Annotated in this window: 18 protein-coding genes; 3 read left to right on the top strand and 15 right to left on the bottom strand. The window is 57.0% G+C overall.

From position 1 onward, the window contains the following. Positions 1-66 precede the first annotated feature (66 nt). Both N7D90_RS04370 and N7D90_RS04365 read right to left on the bottom strand, forming a co-directional pair. Positions 67-627 (bottom strand): DUF924 family protein, encoded by a 561-nt coding sequence (locus N7D90_RS04370; protein WP_261741042.1) that lies wholly within the window; start codon positions 625-627, stop codon positions 67-69. Positions 628-656: 29 nt separating this feature from the next. Then, positions 657-1,274, bottom strand: coding sequence for a LysE family translocator (locus tag N7D90_RS04365; RefSeq protein ID WP_261741041.1), 618 nt, complete (start codon positions 1,272-1,274; stop codon positions 657-659). A gap of 167 nt (positions 1,275-1,441) precedes the next feature. Between N7D90_RS04365 and N7D90_RS04360 the strand changes: the two genes are divergently transcribed. Next, positions 1,442-1,894 carry an Lrp/AsnC family transcriptional regulator gene (locus N7D90_RS04360; protein WP_261741040.1) on the top strand — a complete coding sequence of 151 codons (453 nt, stop codon included), beginning with the start codon at positions 1,442-1,444 and terminating at the stop codon, positions 1,892-1,894. Positions 1,895-2,107: 213 nt separating this feature from the next. On the opposite strand, the gene uxuA is transcribed toward N7D90_RS04360, so the two are convergent. The 6 genes from uxuA to N7D90_RS04330 form a co-directional block, all read right to left on the bottom strand. After that, the gene (gene uxuA, locus N7D90_RS04355; RefSeq protein WP_261741039.1) at positions 2,108-3,283 is read right to left on the bottom strand and encodes a mannonate dehydratase; all 1,176 of its coding nucleotides are present in this window, start codon (positions 3,281-3,283) and stop codon (positions 2,108-2,110) included. A 17-nt stretch (positions 3,284-3,300) separates the two neighbouring features. After that, positions 3,301-4,752, bottom strand: a complete 1,452-nt coding sequence (locus N7D90_RS04350) for a mannitol dehydrogenase family protein (RefSeq protein ID WP_261741038.1) — start codon at positions 4,750-4,752, stop codon at positions 3,301-3,303. Between the two features lie 11 nt (positions 4,753-4,763). Further along, positions 4,764-6,050, bottom strand: coding sequence for an MFS transporter (locus N7D90_RS04345; protein ID WP_261741037.1), 1,287 nt, complete (start codon positions 6,048-6,050; stop codon positions 4,764-4,766). A 205-nt stretch (positions 6,051-6,255) separates the two neighbouring features. Continuing rightward, entirely contained in the window at positions 6,256-7,290 is a 1,035-nt protein-coding gene (locus N7D90_RS04340; RefSeq protein ID WP_261741036.1) for a Zn-dependent oxidoreductase, read from the bottom strand. A 78-nt stretch (positions 7,291-7,368) separates the two neighbouring features. After that, positions 7,369-8,580: a D-mannonate dehydratase ManD gene (manD, locus tag N7D90_RS04335; protein WP_261741035.1), complete on the bottom strand. Its 1,212-nt coding sequence runs from the start codon at positions 8,578-8,580 to the stop codon at positions 7,369-7,371. Positions 8,581-8,584: 4 nt separating this feature from the next. Further along, positions 8,585-9,586 carry a sugar kinase gene (locus tag N7D90_RS04330; protein WP_261741034.1) on the bottom strand — a complete coding sequence of 334 codons (1,002 nt, stop codon included), beginning with the start codon at positions 9,584-9,586 and terminating at the stop codon, positions 8,585-8,587. A gap of 213 nt (positions 9,587-9,799) precedes the next feature. Between N7D90_RS04330 and kdgR the strand changes: the two genes are divergently transcribed. Then, positions 9,800-10,582, top strand: coding sequence for a DNA-binding transcriptional regulator KdgR (gene kdgR / locus N7D90_RS04325; protein WP_261741033.1), 783 nt, complete (start codon positions 9,800-9,802; stop codon positions 10,580-10,582). A gap of 148 nt (positions 10,583-10,730) precedes the next feature. Beyond that, positions 10,731-11,540, top strand: a complete 810-nt coding sequence (locus N7D90_RS04320) for a hypothetical protein (RefSeq protein ID WP_261741032.1) — start codon at positions 10,731-10,733, stop codon at positions 11,538-11,540. A 112-nt stretch (positions 11,541-11,652) separates the two neighbouring features. Here the strand turns inward: N7D90_RS04320 and N7D90_RS04315 are convergent, their stop codons facing one another. From N7D90_RS04315 to cyoE, 7 genes are all read right to left on the bottom strand, one after another. Then, complete coding sequence (locus tag N7D90_RS04315) at positions 11,653-12,132, bottom strand: hypothetical protein (RefSeq protein WP_261741031.1); 480 nt, start codon at positions 12,130-12,132, stop codon at positions 11,653-11,655. Then, a complete protein-coding gene (locus tag N7D90_RS04310) occupies positions 12,129-12,920 on the bottom strand; it encodes an HlyD family secretion protein (RefSeq protein WP_261741030.1) in 792 nt (263 codons plus the stop codon). Before N7D90_RS04310 ends, N7D90_RS04315 begins: the two co-directional genes overlap by 4 nt. Further along, complete coding sequence (locus tag N7D90_RS04305; RefSeq protein WP_395246893.1) at positions 12,907-14,385, bottom strand: TolC family protein; 1,479 nt, start codon at positions 14,383-14,385, stop codon at positions 12,907-12,909. Before N7D90_RS04305 ends, N7D90_RS04310 begins: the two co-directional genes overlap by 14 nt. Beyond that, positions 14,378-15,583, bottom strand: a complete 1,206-nt coding sequence (locus N7D90_RS04300) for an ABC transporter permease (RefSeq protein WP_261741028.1) — start codon at positions 15,581-15,583, stop codon at positions 14,378-14,380. Before N7D90_RS04300 ends, N7D90_RS04305 begins: the two co-directional genes overlap by 8 nt. Next, the gene (locus N7D90_RS04295) at positions 15,580-16,269 is read right to left on the bottom strand and encodes an ABC transporter ATP-binding protein (RefSeq protein ID WP_261741027.1); all 690 of its coding nucleotides are present in this window, start codon (positions 16,267-16,269) and stop codon (positions 15,580-15,582) included. The genes N7D90_RS04300 and N7D90_RS04295 overlap by 4 nt, the downstream gene beginning before the upstream one ends. A gap of 195 nt (positions 16,270-16,464) precedes the next feature. Continuing rightward, positions 16,465-16,935: a hypothetical protein gene (locus tag N7D90_RS04290; protein ID WP_261741026.1), complete on the bottom strand. Its 471-nt coding sequence runs from the start codon at positions 16,933-16,935 to the stop codon at positions 16,465-16,467. Between the two features lie 261 nt (positions 16,936-17,196). Next, entirely contained in the window at positions 17,197-18,084 is an 888-nt protein-coding gene (cyoE, locus tag N7D90_RS04285) for a heme o synthase (RefSeq protein ID WP_261741025.1), read from the bottom strand. Between the last annotated feature and the right edge of the window lie 4 nt (positions 18,085-18,088).

Below are 18,088 nucleotides of genomic sequence, written 5' to 3'. Positions count from 1 at the left end.
GGGGGTTCAGGCGCCGATTATGCCTGCTTGCAGAGCCTTTCCCCAGCCGCAGCACCTGATGCCCACTCAACCCGCAAATCCACCCTCATTCAAAAACATGCGCTCCTGTTCGGTGGTCTCGCGTCCTAGAACATCGTTGCGATGTGGAAAGCGTCCGAATCTCTGGATGATTTCAGCGTGGTCTTCTGCCCATTTTGAGTCCTTCGGATCGAGGGCGTGATGCAGTTGCAGCGACAGCTGCTGGTCGTCACTGTTTTCCGAATGCTCAAACGGCAAATAACAAAACAGGCGCAAGGCCGCATCGACTTGCTTGTCCATACCACCAGCAATCATCTGGCGGGCGTAGAAGCGCGCCAGCGGGTCCGTAGCGAACATATGCGCGGTGCCGCGAAATGAATTTCGCGGGTACTGATCCAGCAGCAACAGCAACGCCAGTGCGCCCTCGGGCTGCTCCATCCAGTGCTCAAGTTCGCGTCTGGCGGCCTGGAAGTGAGCTGTGTAGAAGGTCTCGCGAAATAGATCGTCGAACGTCTCATCCTTGGCGAACCAGTGCCTGGGCCCCGCCTGCTTCCAGAAATCAATCACCGCCCGCGGCGTTGTGTGCAGATCGCTTTCAGTGGTTGCCACAGCTTCATCCTCGGTAGTCTGGGGGAGCCTCAACTGTAGGCCTGCTCCGCCAGCAACACCACCGCGATCAGGACCATCACCGCGCCAGACACCCGACTGACGTTTTTCGCCGCACTTGGCCGGGTCTGTAATACGGCCTGGGCACTAAAGCCGACCATCAGATATACCGCAGCACAACTGACCGCATGCAACGCACCCAGGGCAATGATTTGCGTCGGTATCGGCCAGGTCGACAGCGGGTCGGTAAATTGCGGTAAAAGGGCCAGAAACAGCAACAAAACCTTGGGGTTCAAGCCACTGACACACAACCCCTTCCACGCCCAGCGCGACCATGAATCAGATACCTGCCCCTGCCCGGACTGAGGCGTCGCGGGATCCCTGAGCATGCACACACCCAACCAGAGCAAATACACCGCTCCGGCAACCGTCAGCCCGGTAAGGATCATCGGATTGCGTGCCACCAGCCCGCCCACACCGGCGGCCACAATCAACGTGGCCAGCAAATGTCCGGAGAGCATGCCCGCCACCGCAGGCGTAACCAAGCGCCCGCGCATGCCCGCAGAGATCGCGTAAGCCCAATCTGCACCGGGTGTGATGATGAACAAAAACGACACCGCCCAAAAAGCGGCCAACACGCTGAGAGTCACAAGAATTTACCTTCTACGCTGGAACCTCGATGGCTTTTGAAGGGCACGACCCTTCACCTCTGTCACCGATAAAAGCGCCAGCAGGCAAAAGAAGAATAAGGAAATGCTGGTAGGATTATCTTTCGTTTATCCCAACCAGAAGCAATCACAAGGGAAGGTTCTTCCACGTGGATCGAATTGACAGAAAGATTCTTGCGCAGCTTCAAGCCGATGGCCGACTTTCGCTCACTGAACTGGCCGAACGCGTTGGCCTGAGCCTCTCGCCCTGTCATCGTCGCGTGCGTGCGCTGGAAGACTCTGGCGTGATCCTGGGCTACCGCGCCCTGCTGGCGCCGAGCGAGCTGGGGCTGAATTTTTCCGCGATGGTGTTCGTCACCTTGCGTGAAGTCACCCGCCAGGCGATTGCAGATTTTGAAGCAGCGGTGATCGAAACCTCGCAAATCGTCGACGCGCAAAGGCTGTTCGGTGACCCGGACTATCTGCTGCATGTTGTTGCAGCCGACCTTCCGGCCTTTCAGCAGCTTTACGATGAGCGCCTGACCTCACTGCCCAACGTTCAACGCCTCACCTCGACCCTCGTGATGAAGCGGGTTATTCAAGACAGAATGCTGCCGTTGTAAGGGCACATGGAAGTGGATAGCTGATTACCGCGGCTAAACGTGTAGGCGCTGACGAGTAGAACGAGGCTGCATTCGACTGCGTAGCCGTCGTAAATCCTGAGTACCGGATTTACGACGGCACACCGCCGTGTCTGAATTTAACGACGACTACGTCGCCGATCGCCGCCTCGCCGGAGCTCGACCGCGACTACAAAATCCAGCATGTTGCTGCGCTCACGCCAACTGCTGGCGCATTGCCAATTCAACCCCGCGGATCTCGGCCAGGCCCTTGAGGCGACCGATCAGCGAGTAACCAGGGTTGCTCTTGCGGTGCTGGTCATCCAACAACTGATGGCCGTGATCAGGACGCAACGGCAAACGTGGGCCGCCCTCGCGCTCACGTCGCAGGTCCTCGGCAACCAGCGCACCGATCACCCCGACCATATCCACATCGCCGCCCAGGTGGTGCGCCTCATGGAAGCTGCGCGGGTCTGCCTCGCGGCGGGTTGAGCGCAGGTGGGTGAAGTAAATGAATGGCGCAAATTGCTTGGCCATCGCCACCAGATCGTTGTCTTCACGCACGCCGTAGGAACCGGTGCAGAAGGTCAGACCGTTGGCCGGGCTGGGGGCTGCGTCCAGTAACCATTGCGCGTCGGCGGCGGTCGACAGAATACGCGGCAGGCCCAGCAGCGCCCGCGGTGGATCGTCCGGATGGATCGCCATGCGCACCCCTACTTCTTCTGCGACCGGGATGACCTCACGCAAAAAGTGCCCCAGATGCTCGCGTAACCTGGCTTCGTCGATATCGGCGTAGGTGCGCAACAAGGCGCGGAAATCGTCCAGACTGTAATGTTCTTCGGCACCAGGCAGACCGGCAATCAGGGTGTTGACCAGTTGCTCACTCTGCTCAGGTGTCAGGCTCTCAAAGTAAACCCTCGCCTGCTGGATATCGTCGGCGCTGTACTCGGCCTCAGCCCCCGGACGCTGCAGGATAAACAGATCGAAAGCGGCAAAAGCGGTCTGGTCAAAACGCAGCGCCCAACCACCGTCGTCCATTTCCCAGGCCAGGTCGGTACGGGTCCAGTCGAGCACTGGCATAAAGTTGTAGCAGACGATATCGATGCCGCAGCTCGCCAGGTTACGCACGCTTTGCTGGTAGTTGGCGATGTACTCGTCACGGCGGCCGCAACCACGCTTGATGTCTTCATGCACCGGGATGCTTTCCACAACCGACCAGGTCAGACCGGCGTTTTCAATCATCTGCTTGCGTGCCGCAATCGCTTCCACCGGCCAAACCTGGCCATTGGGGATTTCGTGCAACGCGGTGACAATTCCGGTCGCTCCGGTCTGGCGCACATCCGCCAGCGAAATCGGGTCCTGGGGGCCAAACCAACGCCAAGTCTGTTCCATGTCTATCTCCCTTTTTGTTAGTTGTGTGCCGCTAGAGTTTTTAAATGACTGGCCATACCGTTGCGCTCCAGTGCGCGATAAGCGCCCTGAACCGCATCGCGAAAATCTGCGCGCGCCGACAGTACGACCGGGAATACCTGCTCCAGATCGAGGAACGCATCTACCCGCTGGGCACCGTCAAAACGCCCGGCCAGGTCAGCGAAAGTTGCGCTCAGCGGATCGTCGACCACATGGGCATCTCTGCCGGGCAAGGGCTGTGTGCAGTAGCGAATCCAGGCCGCAATACCCAACGCAATGCAGTCCATGCCGTGCCCCGCATCGAGCAGTTCCTGCGCGCCTTGCAACCAGCGCTGCGGCAGTTTTTGCGAGCCATCCATGGCGATCTGACGCAGTCGATGTTGCAGGCTGTCGTTGGCAAAGCGCGCGCACAGGTCGCGGCCATAACCGGACACGTCGATCTGCGGCGGCATATCCAGAGTCGGCGCGGCCTCCTGGGCCATATAGCGCTGGATAAACCGCAGCAGATGAGGATCGCTGATTGCCTCGAATACCGTCTCGTGCCCCGCAAGCAAGCCAATATAGGCCAGCAGTGAATGGCTGCCGTTAAGCATGCGCAGCTTCATGGTTTCAAAGGGCCGCACGTCAGTCACCATCTGCACGCCCTCCACCTCCCAGTCGGGACGGCCCTGGGGGAAGTGATCCTCGATCACCCACTGGCTGAAGCTTTCACACACCACTGCCGCGGGGTCCTGGCAACCAAGTTGCTCCAGACCGCTGAATGCCTGCGCGTCCATGGCCGGAACGATGCGGTCGACCATGCAACCGGGAAAAGCCACGTGCTGCTCGATCCACTGCGCCAGCTCGCTGCCTTTAACCGTCAGCCCCATGACTGCCTGGCGGGTGCGCTGGCCGTTGTCCGGCATGTTGTCGCAGCACAACACGGTAAATGCCGGGATACCTGCCACATGACGCCGACGCAACGCCTCCAGCACAATCCCCGGAGCGGTGCGCGGCGTCTGGGGGTGGGCAAGGTCGTGGATAATCGCTGAATCCTGCAGGCGTAACTGGCCCGTGGCCGGGCTCAGGCAATAGCCCTTTTCGGTCACAGTCAGGGTGACGATCCGCGTGCGCGGGTCGGCCATGCGCTGCAACAACAGCTCCAGCTCATCACCGCCATCACCGGCATACAGCGCTTCACGCACCACTGTGATCTCACGCAACGTCACCTGTTCACGGTCACGATACTCGGCCACGGCATAGCGGCATTGTTGCGCGCGCAACTGCTCGACCAAAGCGCGATTGGAACGCAGGTTGGCACTGCACACCCCCCACTGGCTTTCACCGTGACGATTGAGGTTGCGCTGCAAATAGACCGCCTGGTGGGCGCGATGAAACGCCCCCAACCCCAGATGCACGATGCCGATTTCAGCCGCGGTTGGGGCTGAAGGAACGCGTTGAACGACAGACATCAACCTTCTCCTCAAGGGTGGCTCAGGGCCGAACGTGGCACGGTTGCTGGCGGCACGGACTCATCGATCACCGGCAGCGGTTTGACATAGCGCGCCACACACACGGCTCCGATGATGGTCAGCAGCCCCGCCAACAGGAAGGCACTGGTGAACGAGCCGCTGAACTGCACCAGAAAGCCGGTCAGGGTCGGGCCGATAATGCCCGAGGTATTGGCCAGCAAGTGCATGAAGCCACTGACACCACCGACGCGAGCAGCAGGCACCGTGTCCTGGATGATTGCCCAGTAGATCGCACCGGTGAGGTACAGAAAGAACACCGCCAGAGCCACCAGCGCGACCGCCGGATACAGGGTTTTGACGATCCCGGCAAAGCCGATGCACACCGCACACGCCAACAGACAGGTGACCAGCACCACTTTGCGCGAAAACATCATTCGCCCGGTTTTCTTGAACACAAAGTCGGAAATAAAGCCGCCCAGCGCCAGGCCAAGGAAGCCCAACACCCAGGGAATAACCGTGGCGATACTCATTTCTTTGACGTTCAGGCCGTGGGCCATGGTCAGGTAGCTGGGGAACCAGGTCAGGAAGAAGAACAGCGTGTAGTTGTACGAGAAGAACGCCAGCGAGGTGAACAACACTGTCGGTTGCTTGAGGTAGTAACGCAACGGATGAACCGGCTGAGCCGCCATCGCGCTCTGGCCTTCGCCCTGGGCAATTTCTTCGGCGACCTTACCGGTAGGCTTGTCCTTGACGAACTTGTACCAGACCGCAGCCCACACCAGGCCCACCAACATGATGATGACGAACGAGATTTTCCAACCGTAGCTGATAGCGATAAAGCCCACTACCGGCCCGGAAATTGCGCCACCCAATGGGGTGCCGGACATCGAGGTGCCCAGTGCCCGCGCCCTTTGTTTGGGGGTGTACCAGTTGTTGACCATCTTGCTCGTGGTCACGCTCAGTGGGCCTTCGCCCATGCCGAACAGGATGCGGATAAACACCAGCGACATGAAGCCGACGGTCAATACCGTCAGACCACTGAACAGCGACCACAGCACCATGGCCAACAGCAGCGTGGTTTTCGCGCCGTAGCGGTCGGCCGCCCAGCCGCCGATAAAGTTGAATGCCGCATAACCGACGAAGAAACTACTGAAAATCATGCCCATTTCACCCGTGGTCAGACCGTAGTCTTTCTGGATGAAGGGGGCTGCCACGGACAATGCCGAGCGATCCAGGTAGTTAATAACGCCTGCCAGGAACAGCATGATGATGACTAACGTACGACCTTGACCAAACATTGGAACCTCCCGCTTGTTGTTTTATTCGGTGAGGGTGCCCGCTGGGGCACGTGTATCTGTGTGCGGTACGCAAAACTCGTAGCAGCTGCCGAAGGCTGCGTCCGGCAGCGAAGCTGTCGTAAGGTCAGGCTCCTGGGTGTATCAGGCAAACCTGGAACTCTGGATTTACGATTGCTGCGCAACCGAACGTAGCCTGCGGCAACTGCTACGAAATCTCCTTGGCGCTCAGTTGCACCAGCACCTTGCGAGTCTGCTCGGGGTGGTTTTCGATCAACGCGATCGCCTCCGGCATTTCATCGAACTGGATGCGGTGGCTGATCATTTCCTGGACCTGCAACTTGCCACTGGCGATCAGCTCGATCACCCGCGCGAACTTGCGGTTGTTAAGGCGCGAACCGACCAACGTCAGTTCTTTCTTGATCATTTCCAGCTGCACCAGATCGGTTGGTGTGGTGCTGAAACCCAGTAAACCGATACGCCCGGCCGATGAGGCTATGCGCACCATTTGTGGCATCAGCGCCGGAATGCAGGCCGCATCGACAATCAGCGGCACGCCTTCGCCACCGGTCAGTTCGCGCATCGTCGCCTCAACGTCCACGTCCTTGCCGTTAAGGGTGCGGCTGGCGCCAAAGGCGCGGGCGGTTGCCAGGCGTTCGTCAATCACGTCGGTCACAGTAATGTCGGTCAGCCCCAACGCACGGGCCATTTGCACCAGGGTCAGGCCGATCACGCCAGCGCCGTAAATCAGCAGGCTGTCGCCGGGGTGCGGCTGCATGCGGTCAAGCACGTTCAGGGCGATGGAGTACGGTTCCACCAATGCGGCATGGCTGAGGGACATGCTCTGCGGCAGGCGATGGACATTGCTTGCTGGCACGCAGACCTGCTCACTGAAACCACCGTCGCGGTGTACGCCAATCACTTGCAGCTGGGTACAGACGTTGGGCCGATTGATGCGGCACGGGTAGCAGGTGCCGCAGCTGATCACCGGATCGATGCACACGCGGTCGCCGACCTTGATCTGCTCCACGTCCGCGCCGACGTCGCTGACCACGCCAGAGAACTCATGACCGGTTACCCGGGGGAAGCGCACAAAGGCGTTCTGCCCGTGAATGATATGCAGGTCCGAGCCGCAGATACCGGCATAGGCCACGTCAACCTTGACCTCATTGCGCGCCAGTTGCGGGGTATCAACCTGGGCCAGGCCGAACTCAAAGGGAGCTCTTACTTGAAACGCTTTCATCGGGTAACTCCTGCCAAGGCATGACGCCCAGTTTTTTATAGTTATTTAACAGTCGTGCTAAACGCTTTTAAGCCGTGCTTACCAGTGCCACAGCGTGCCGTCTTCGAGTCGATTGACCGGCAGGCTGGCGCGCTTGTAGGGGTATTTGGCGGCGAGTTCTTCATCGATATCCACGCCATGCCCCGGAGTTTCACCGGGAGTGAAATGACCGTCTTCAAAGCGATAGGCGTGAGGAAAAACCTCATCGGTCAGCGGGTCGTGAGGCATATGTTCCTGAATGCCAAAGTTGGGCACCCAGGTATCGAAATGCAGCGCCGCACCCATGGTGACCGGCGACAGATCGGTGGCGCCATGGAACCCGGTGCGAACCTGATAAAGCGCAGCAAAGTCGGCGATCCGGCGCACATGGGTAATGCCCCCGGCGTGGACCAGCGTGGCGCGGATATAGTCGATCAACTGTTCCTGAATCAGCTCGCGGCAGTCATGAATCGAGTTGAATATTTCACCCACGGCCAATGGCGTGGTGGTGTGCTGGCGAATCAGGCGGAAGGCTTCCTGGTTCTCGGCCGGGGTGCAGTCTTCGAGCCAGAACAGATTGAACGGTTCAACGGCCTTGCCCAAACGCCCGGCTTCAATTGGCGTCAGCCGATGGTGGACGTCATGCAGGATGTGCAAGTCATCGCCAAAGCGTTCGCGTACGGCGGCAAACAGCTTGGGCACATAGTTGAGGTATTTGGCGGTGTCCCACACATGCTCGGCGGGCAGATCGCTGTCGGCCGGTTCATAACGTTCGCCACTGCGCTTGGCGACGCCATAGGTGGTGGCGATGCCCGGAATCCCGCATTGCACGCGAACCGCCTTGTAACCCAGTTCAACATGGCGGGCGACTTCGGCCAGGCAACCTTCGATGTCCTTGCCCGTGGCATGCCCGTACACCATCACCCGCTCGCGGCTCTTGCCGCCGAGCAACTGGTACAAGGGCATATTGGCGGCCTTGGCCTTGATGTCCCACAACGCGACGTCAACGGCAGCAATCGCGGTCATTGTCACCGGGCCACGACGCCAGTAGGCACCGCGGTACAGGTATTGCCAGATGTCCTCGATACGCTGGGCATCACGCCCGATCAGCGCTGGTAGCACGTGCTCTTCGAGGTAGGCAACGACCGCCATTTCCCGGCCATTCAAAGTGGCATCGCCGATACCGTAGACACCGGAGTCAGTGACAATTTTAAGGGTAATCAGGTTGCGACCCGGGCAGGTGACGATCACGCGCGCTTCAACGATTTTCATGGGTTCAGGCCTCGGCGACAGAAGAAAATACAGGCATGTACAGGCTCGGCATGGCGGCTGCGGGGATCAGCGCACCGGGATGCTGCACCACCTCGGCGGCCAGCGTATGACCCCAGCGTGCAGCGTGCTGCGGCTCGCCGCCTTGCAAGCGACAAGCAAGGTAAGCCGCACTAAAGGAGTCGCCTGCCGCCGTGGTATCGACGATCTGACGCACCCGTTCTGCAGGCACCTCGAAACGACCTGCGGCACACTGGATCAAGCACGAATCCGGGCCACGCTTGAGGGCCACTTCACCTACTCCGAATTGTTCATAGGCGCTGAATAACGCCTCGTGATCGGCATAACCGAACAACGCGGCATCATCGTCCCAGGTGATCAGGGCCAGGTCGGTCAGGCGCAGCATGTCGCTGTAGGCCTGGCGCGCGGAAGCCGCATCGGGCCACAAATGGGGACGGTAGTTGTTGTCGAAGACAATGCGCGTGCCGCCCTCACGGGCCAGGCGCAGGGCCAACATCAGGCGTTCGCGGCCGCCGGGGGTGAGGATCGCCAGGCTGATGCCGCTCAGATACACATAGTCATAATCAGCCAGGGCGCGCAGTACTGCGTCCGCTTCAGGCCCGTCGAAAACCCGCCGGGCGGCGGCTTCGCCACGCCAGTAGGCAAAGCGACGCTCACCCTGGTCATCGGTCTGGATGAAATACAGCCCGGGCAGCGCATCCTTGATCACCCGCACATGCTGATCACCGACCCCTTCGTCGCGCCACAACTGGCGCATGGCGTCACTGAACGTGTCTGCGCCGATGGCGGTTACATAGTCGGCAACAATCCCGTTGCCTGCCCCCAGACGGGACAGATAGACCGCGGCGTTGAGCGTGTCGCCGCCGAACGTCTGGCTGAAAACCGCACCCGGCTGGCCGCGCATCTCAATCATGCACTCGCCCACCAGTGCCACCCGCAGGGGCTGGGTCAAATTGGCCTGTGGGCAATGCCCGAGGGTTACCGTCATCACTGCGCGCCTTGTTTTTATGGGTCGCTTTGCGTCAACGCAGGCACTGGATGGTGACCTTGCGTCGAGCTGTTTATTGTTTTCGGAACGGCGTTTCATTTTTTGCTTGAGGCCGAGTTTAATCAAATTCCTTACACCGTCAAGAAAAATGAAACAGCGTTTCGTTCTCCTACGGTATATCCTTGTTTTTTTTAAAATTGCGTTGGAGCCTTCATGGACAACAGCACCACTCAGAACAACGAACTGGTCTCCGCGGTCGGCCGGACCATGGCTGTACTTGAAGCCCTGGCCGAGCATCCCGAAGAAAGTGGCGTGTCAGAAATCGCGCAAAAACTGGACATGTCAAAAAGCACGGTTTACCGCTTTTTGCAGTCACTGAAAGCCCGTGGCTATGTGGTTCAGGATGCCGAAGATCGCTACCGGCTCAGCGTGCGACTGTTCGAACTGGGCGCCCAGGCCTTGCCTCATCTGGATATCGTGCGTGAAGCAGAACCGGGCATGCGCCGCATCAATGAACTGACAGGCGAAACCGTGCACCTGGGCATCCTCGACGAAGGCAGCATCGTCTACGTGCACAAGATCGACTCCAAATACAATCTGCGCATGTACTCGCGCATCGGCCGCCGCGCCCCGCTGTACTGCACCGGGATCGGCAAGGTGCTGATGGCCTGGCTGGAAGAAGATGAGTTGCTCGCGCACTTGCGCGAAGAAAGCTTCGAACGCCGCACCGCCAATACCCTCATCACGGTCGAGTCGTACCTGCAAGAACTGGCGGTGGTTCGTGAGCAAGGCTATGGCGAAGACCATGAAGAGTTCGAAGACAACATGCGTTGCCTGGCAGCTCCCATCCGCGACCGTTTCGGTCACGTCATTGGCGGCATGAGCGTGTCCTTCCCATGCTTTCGCTTTCGCGAAGAGCTGAAACAGGACTACGTCAAACAGCTGATGGAGGCTTCGCAGCAGGTGTCGAGCCAGCTGGGGTGGCATCCGGAGTAATCGCAGCCATCGTGATCGTGTAGTGGTGTTCACGATGGCCGCCCAAGCAAATACGAATAAAACGCATATGCGGTAACCACCTTGAATACGATAGACTTTCCGCTGCCAAAACATCGGCAACGGACCAGCCTCTCGTACAAGGATCGTCATGCTCAAACACACACTCCCCCTCGCTCTTGCCGCCTTGCTGCTCACAGGTTGCCAGTTCAACGCCAGTGCCCCCGACAAATCGCCCATACCCACTCCCGCCCAACAGAAGGAGCAGGCATTGCAACGTGGGGTGTATGAAAAGCTGGTCAGTAGGGTTCTTGCCCGAGAGGGCGACCTGGCCAATAGCCAAGGACGGGATGGCAGGTTCAACCTGATGATCACCCTCGATGACAAGAACCGCATCATCGGGTGCGACACTCAACCCAACAAGAAACTGGATGAGAGGTTCTACCCTTACAACCGCAAACTGGCCAGGAACCTGGTATCGATTTGCTGGACGGCTGTGTTCCCCGAACTGCCCTCGTCGCTGATCGACCCTAAAAGAAAGACTGCCAAGGTCGTAGCGCCAGTAGCGGTTTACCCACTGACCGGGCTGTCCGCCGAGGCACGCACACAGCGCGCAGCGGTGTTGCAGGACAAGGCGCAAAACGACTATCTGTTCAAGCAACTGCTCGCTCCGCTAGCCATCGACAGCATTGGCGTGGCCACGCTGATGATCATGGGCGACAGCACCGGCCGTGTGCAGGAATGCGCTGCCAGCCTGGATCCGCATGCTCTGCGACTCCAAGCGTTCAAACAGGATGACGCCTTGCTCGCCAGCCTGGTCCAACGCTGCAAACAACTGGACCTGAGCGCCATGCCGGGCTACGCGCCCAATGCCAAGGGCATGACCAGTTTATTCCATCGAATCGAATACACGCCCTGGAAAGCCGGTCTCAAAACCACTGCCAGAACTGCCGCTGAGTGATTTTAGCCGGGATAACAAAGGCGCGAGGCATCAGTCAGACTCAGGTGTGCCATCGCGGGCAAGCCCGGCTCCCACAGGCTCTATAGCGCTCACAAAAACTGATGAGAACCGTTTACTGAGCGTCGGCTTTTACACTGACAAATCCAGAGTCCAGCCCGAACACCTCAACCCCTTTGGCTGTCGACTGGCCAATCGTGACTTCACGCCGTACCACTGGCGCGTCAAAGCGCTCGCGGTGATGTACAAACATGCCGTCCTCAGCCTGCTCAACTGCAGCGTGAGGAATGATGAAGCTATTTTCATTGCGGTACGTCACGATCGTCATATGCACACTCATGCCCAGCCTGACGTCCTTGAAGTCACCGTTCTCGGGAGCATTCACGGTGATCGTGATCGGGAATCTTGCAGCACTGCCGGGGTTCTCATCCTGAACAGCCATCTGACTGATAGCGCTCACATAGCCGCTTAACTGCCGCCCCGAAAATCCGTCCCCGGATATTGCTACTTTCTGGTTCAGGGCGAATTTGTTCACATCCGACTCCGACACCTGAGTGACAATCTTGAGCCCTTTCATGTTGGCCAGCTTGATCAATTGTTGACCTTTGGCCAAAAGAGCGCCGGCATGAATCGCCTCGACTTCCCCCCTGTCGACTGTGGCACCCCAAGGGACAGCACAACACCCGAAAACGGCGCATGGAGCACCTTGAGTTCCAACAATGCGTTTAACTGTTCATGAGCGATGGATGCATTCTGGTACTCCATATCGGCAATGGCTTTGGCCTCACCCTTGCCGGCAGCCAACACACTCTTGAGCTGCACTTTGGCGGCCGTCAGCTCAAGCGATTGCAGGTAACGCTGCTGCTTCAAGGCATCGAGTTCATTGCGCGGAACAATACCTTTTTGATACAGCGCCTCGACTTGAGAAAACTCCAGGTCAAGCGTCTGCTTGGACAGTTCGGCCACTCTGAGCATCTGCTCCGCTTGCAGCACTTGCGGGTCGGTTGCCCAGGTACGGTAGATCTCAACGGTCTGCTGCATTTTCAACTGGTTGGCCAGGGCATCCCGCAGCTTGATTTCAAGCAACGCCGTATCAAGAGACAACAAGGCTTGCCCCTGTTCGACCTGCATGCCTGGGCTCAACTCATTGGCCAGGACTAAACCTTCAAAAGGTGCAGTGATAATCGAGGTTTCAATCGGTTCTATTTTGCCGACCAGGCCGATTTCATGCTCCAGTTTATGGCTACTGACAGCGACCCAGGAAACATCGTTGCCTGGGGCCGCAGGCAGGTACAACATCAGCCCCAAGGCCAACACCAGCCCGCCCACCGCAAGATACTTCCAGCGTCCTGTCATGGCTTTGATCCGGTCAAAAACCTTCAAGTGAAATCTCCCAGCTCTCCAGCATTACACCCAGCAGCAGATCCAGTTGAGCCCTGGCATCCAGGTATGAAATTTTCGCATTCAAGTTCGCATCTTCGGCCGCACGCAGGTCGGCTTCATAACTGATGATTTGAAAGTTGCTGGATCGGCCAGCGTTCAATTTGTCGTTCTCGATGGACAGCTTGCGCCTGGACAGTTCGATAATCCGCTGTGAGATTTCAAGCTGACGCCACAGGGTGTTCAAGCCTCTGACCGCATCGGTGATCTGCCGCTTCAAATCAATCCGAGCCTCTTCCTGAAGCAACTTCTGCTGTTCCACCATAGTCTGGGCATTGACCTTGCCTTGGCGGATGCCGAGATCACCAATGGGGATCTCCAGCTTCAGACCGGTGTAACTGTCCCACGCCCGATTGGCGCCGTTGATGCTGTGTTGGTCCCGCTGTTGGGTGACACCCGCCACCAATGACAAGTCCCAACGGGCCCTGTCTTGCGCGAGCAACAAGTTGATTGCTGTCTGTTCGCTCTGCAGCATTGTCGCCAAATATTGCGGCTGCTTGGCCTGCGCCACCTTCAATGCCGTCGCCTGATCAATATCAAGCCGGGTCACTTGCAGGGCGTCACTGGCGCGTACAGGCGTCGCCAGGTCGAGTGCCAGCAACTTGAGCATCATTAGGCGGCTCGCCTCCAACTGATTTTTCGCCTCTTCTACCGCTAACTCCTGTGTCGCGATATCCGCCTCGATCTGCACAACGTCAAACTCCGCCACTCGCCCTGCAGTAATCAGCAACTTATTGACCTTGAGCAACGAAACAGTCCGTTCAAGCGCATCCGTGGCAAGCGCCATTTGATTCTGGGATTTCATCAGCGTGCGATAGGCCGCGATGATTTCATACAGGGTTTGGGACACACTGGTTTTCAAATTCAACTGATTGACTTGCTCGGTCAATTTAGCAAGGCGCAAGGGAGCCGTCGTGACGTCTTGGCCTGCCCCCCTGAGTAACGGTTGAGTCACCGTCAGCCCCAGACCGTTACTGCTCAGGTCACCTGAATTTTTTGTGGCATTGAGCTGCTGGTTCCAGCTCAGATCAATGTTGGTGCCATACTCACCCAGCAGGCTCACCGAGGGCGCAATGCCGGTCGTGCGACTGCTGTCGGCGTTACCCTTGGATAGCCTGTGAGTACCACTGAGCTTCAATTTGGGATTGAACAGGTCATCGGCCACGAGCAGATCGAACTTCTCCCGCAAGCGTTGAAGCTTGAGGCTGCGAATGTTGTAGTTGCGGCGCAAGCCCAGCGACACGGCTTCGGCCAACGATAGATCGATCACGTGCTGGCTCAACAAGTCACTGCGCAACTCGCTGTGGTGCAGCACGCTGGCTTCGACTCGGGCCGGGGCTGCGGCCAGCTGTTTCGACAGGATCAAAACACAGCACGCTGCGCTTGTGGCAACGACTAGTTTAGTAATCACGCAGAGCCTCTACAGGGGTAAGCCGCGAAGCCGCGATTGCCGGTTTCAAGCCAAAGAAAACACCGACCAGTAAGGTGCTCGAAACGCCCAAAGGGATAGACAGCATCGCCAACTCAAATGCCCACCCCGATATCACGGCATACAGCCAGGCCAGCGCAATACCAACGCCCGCTCCCAACACGGCACCCAGCGTACTGAGCGCAAGCGCTTCGACCAGAAACAAATTGCGTATATCCTGGCGACGGGCGCCGATAGCCATCCGCAGACCAATTTCAATACGACGTTCAGAAACATTCATGTACATGACATTCATTACGGCAACGCCACCCCCCACCAACGTAATAATCCCCAGCGCTATCAAAAGATAATGGAAGGTTTTGTTCTGACGGCTCATGGCGTCAATCATTTGTTGCGCCACTACTATTTCGACAGTGCGTGTTTTAAACGCAGCACTCAAACGTTCCATTACTTGTGGAACGACAAGCTCGATTTTTTGTGCAGGGCCAACTCGCATAATGACATCAGTAATAGCCGCACCACTGTCTACCCGAGCCAAACCTTGAAGCGGCATAAATAGTGAATGATTCGTCAAGACTGGACTGAGCATTGATTCCATAGCGGGTTGCAAAATGCCGACAACCTTGAACAAATAGTTATTGATCTTGAGCCACTCACCCACTTGAATACCGAGGCCGTTGCTACTCAAAGAAGTCGCAACGGTGTGACCGAGCACAACGACGTTATCGTCACGATCAAACTCATGTAGAAAACGCCCACGACTGATTGACAGCTTTAGTACTTCAATCAAAGCCGGCTCCGTCCCGACAATTCTCACATCAATATAAAGACGATTGAAACCGGCCTTGCCCGACACCTCCGAAACGGGAGCAACCATCAAATGCTGCAAATCCAACCCGCGGATATTCGCGGCATCCATCCCGAGAAATGAATCTTTAAATCTCTGTTCATCATTCAGCTTGGCAAACAGCGTATCAACCCCCATACCCTGGAATATTTTCGCAGCCTCCTGGCTTGTGTTATGGCCAACATTAATAACCGCCACAATAGAACCACTGCCGATTACAATGCCTAACAACGCCAATACCGAGCGCTTGCCCATCGTACGAAAACTGTCGATGGCATCTTCAACTACCTGAGTCACCGCAGGGGTTATCAACCGGGTTAAAAAACTCATGCATTGAGTTCCACAACGACACCACCGCGCACTACCACCTGGCGCTGCATTAGCCGCGCAATACCCTGGTCGTGGGTCACAATCAATAACGTCACGTTCTTTTCTTTTTGTATCGACAGCAGCAGCTCCAGAATCTCACTGGCTGTCTGGTTATCCAGACTTCCTGTCGGTTCATCGGCCAATATCAAGGACGGCTCGCCTACCAGAGCACGCGCGATGGCCACTCTCTGCTTTTGCCCACCTGACAGGTCGGCGGGTTTATAACCGGCGCGCTGCGCCATACCCACCCTCTGCAACATGCACATTGCATGTTCAAGGGAGTGCGCTCGATCCATCCCGCGGTACCGAAGCGGCAATGCCACATTCTCGATAACTGTCAAACGGGGGATCAGATTGAAATTCTGAAAGACAAAGCCGATTTGCATTTTTCTAATGGCTGCCAACTCATCATTTTGAGCGTTTGCAACCGAGCGTCCCATAAACAGGTACTCACCCGCATCTGCAACATCCAGCAGACCTACAATATTCAACAGCGTACTTTTACCGGCCCCCGAAGGGCCGATAATGGCACAGGTTTCCCCCACCCCAACCTGAAAATCGACCTGACTGATAACCGGGTTCAACTTTCCAGCATGACGGTAACTTTTACTTACGCCTCTCATTGAAATGAAGTTTAAATCGTGCATAACAACCACATACCTTTGCGCAATAGAGACAGGGCATTAACTGCTGAAATACAACATTTAAACATCGTGACAAGCCATGCACTTAAACCGTACCCAGCACACTATACTGTGCACTCTTCCTTCCCGATGATGCACTGACAAGAAAGAGCACACAGCCCAACACTATAAACATCAGTGCAGGCAGGCACTACTTACTTAGAAGTAGACCGAGCTAGTGTGGCAACGTGGATCAGTCCCTGACTTATCGAATATAAACTCGACGACTAGCTCGCCTTTTTTGCTGGCAACCACGAAGTTACTGCGTGTCAAAGCCACACTATGCCACTTGCCGTCCTGAATCATACTGTCCCTAGAGGGGGCCCTGTGCTCATTGCGAATAAAGTTCGGCGCTGGGCTAGCGTAAAGATTCACATTAGCCTTGTTGCCGCCCTTCTGACCGTTAAGACGGGTGATTTTGTAGCTTGTAAGATGCACCCACCTACCCGCCTGAAAATGATTCCCCACCTTTCCTTGAGCAACACCGACAAAGTTGCCTGACTTGCAAGTCAGCGAGAAGGTTTTTTCCTGGCCTACGCCCACAGAAAGGGTTGTTGCAAAGCTGGCGGTTGCCGGCAAACATACGAGAGACATTACTACAGCGAGTTTCTTTAACGACAACTTGGACATGACGCGCTCCTGGTTAAATGTAGACAAAATTTCCTGGTGGAATTCAGCCTGAGCATTTGACCATTCGCACGCAGTTAGTAATGTAGGATTTTCCTTAACGCACTGAAGGGCAAGGGCCACATAAAAAACTCCAATAGAGAATATTATCCGCACATGTGAAATCTTCTTTCCAAGCCAGCGCTATCCAAATCCAGACTTGAATCGCAGCCATAAAAAAACCCCGCGCTTCTCTCGAAGGCGGGGTTTTTCAGTCTGGCTTTCTTAGTGTGCGTAAGTCAGCAGCAACTCGGCAGGCGCTTTGAAATCCAGAGACATCATGACGCTCAGGGCGGTGATGGTGAAGATCGAGAACACGAACAGCTTGCGTGCCCAGACCTTGTCGTCGACGGCCTTGTAGCCGGTCCACGCCATGTACAGCCAGTACATGCCCATCGCTGCTGCCACGGCCATGTAGCTCATGCCGGCGTAACCGCCGAGGGTGAGCATCAGGGTCGCGATCAGGAACGCGAGGATGTAGAGCAGGATGTGCTTCTTGGCAACCTTGATCCCGCGCTTCACTGGCAACACCGGAATCGATGCAGCCAGGTAATCGTTGAAGCGGAAGATCGCGATGGCGTAGGAATGCGGCATCTGCCACAGGCTGAACATCACCAGCAGGGTCAGTGCGGCCATGTCGAAGCTGTTGCTGACTGCGACGTAGCCGATAACCGGAGGCATCGCACCCGACAGACTGCCAATCAGCGTGCCGTGAACCGACTTGCGCTTGAAGTACAGGCTGTACAGACCAACGTAGATCACGAAGCCGATCGCAGCGAACAGAGCCGCCAGCGGGTTGGCCACGCGATACAGCAAGTAAAGGCCGGCGCCCCCCAGCAAGGTGGCGTAAATCAGCGCCACCTTGAGGGAGATCAGGCCTTGAACCAGTACGCGGTTCTTGGTGCGGTCCATCTTGATGTCGATATCGCGGTCAATGCAGTTGTTGAACACACAACCGGACGCGACTACCAAGGAGGTGCCGATTACCGCGGCCAGGAACAGGGCAAGATCGAAATGCCCCTTCGAGGCCAGGAAAAACCCACCTGCCACAGAAAGCACGTTACCGAAAATGATCCCCGGTTTGGTGATTTGGATAAAGTGCTTAAAGGACATCGGG

This window comes from Pseudomonas fragi (assembly GCF_025426255.1).
Taxonomy (GTDB): domain Bacteria; phylum Pseudomonadota; class Gammaproteobacteria; order Pseudomonadales; family Pseudomonadaceae; genus Aquipseudomonas; species Aquipseudomonas kulmbachensis.
The sequence above is the reverse complement of the archived record's forward strand: the minus strand, read 5'-3'. Positions and strand labels throughout refer to the sequence as shown.

What these genes read in the sequence shown, in the direction of transcription:
- uxuA (WP_261741039.1), bottom strand. Translation starts at nt 3,283, where the DNA reads ATGGAACAGACTTGGCGTTGGTTTGGCCCCCAGGACCCGATTTCGCTG.
- N7D90_RS04350 (WP_261741038.1), bottom strand. Translation starts at nt 4,752, where the DNA reads ATGTCTGTCGTTCAACGCGTTCCTTCAGCCCCAACCGCGGCTGAAATC.
- N7D90_RS04345 (WP_261741037.1), bottom strand. Translation starts at nt 6,050, where the DNA reads ATGTTTGGTCAAGGTCGTACGTTAGTCATCATCATGCTGTTCCTGGCA.
- N7D90_RS04340 (WP_261741036.1), bottom strand. Translation starts at nt 7,290, where the DNA reads ATGAAAGCGTTTCAAGTAAGAGCTCCCTTTGAGTTCGGCCTGGCCCAG.
- manD (WP_261741035.1), bottom strand. Translation starts at nt 8,580, where the DNA reads ATGAAAATCGTTGAAGCGCGCGTGATCGTCACCTGCCCGGGTCGCAAC.
- N7D90_RS04330 (WP_261741034.1), bottom strand. Translation starts at nt 9,586, where the DNA reads ATGACGGTAACCCTCGGGCATTGCCCACAGGCCAATTTGACCCAGCCC.
- kdgR (WP_261741033.1), top strand. Translation starts at nt 9,800, where the DNA reads ATGGACAACAGCACCACTCAGAACAACGAACTGGTCTCCGCGGTCGGC.
- N7D90_RS04320 (WP_261741032.1), top strand. Translation starts at nt 10,731, where the DNA reads ATGCTCAAACACACACTCCCCCTCGCTCTTGCCGCCTTGCTGCTCACA.
- N7D90_RS04300 (WP_261741028.1), bottom strand. Translation starts at nt 15,583, where the DNA reads ATGAGTTTTTTAACCCGGTTGATAACCCCTGCGGTGACTCAGGTAGTT.
- N7D90_RS04295 (WP_261741027.1), bottom strand. Translation starts at nt 16,269, where the DNA reads ATGCACGATTTAAACTTCATTTCAATGAGAGGCGTAAGTAAAAGTTAC.
- N7D90_RS04290 (WP_261741026.1), bottom strand. Translation starts at nt 16,935, where the DNA reads ATGTCCAAGTTGTCGTTAAAGAAACTCGCTGTAGTAATGTCTCTCGTA.
- cyoE (WP_261741025.1), bottom strand. Translation starts at nt 18,084, where the DNA reads ATGTCCTTTAAGCACTTTATCCAAATCACCAAACCGGGGATCATTTTC.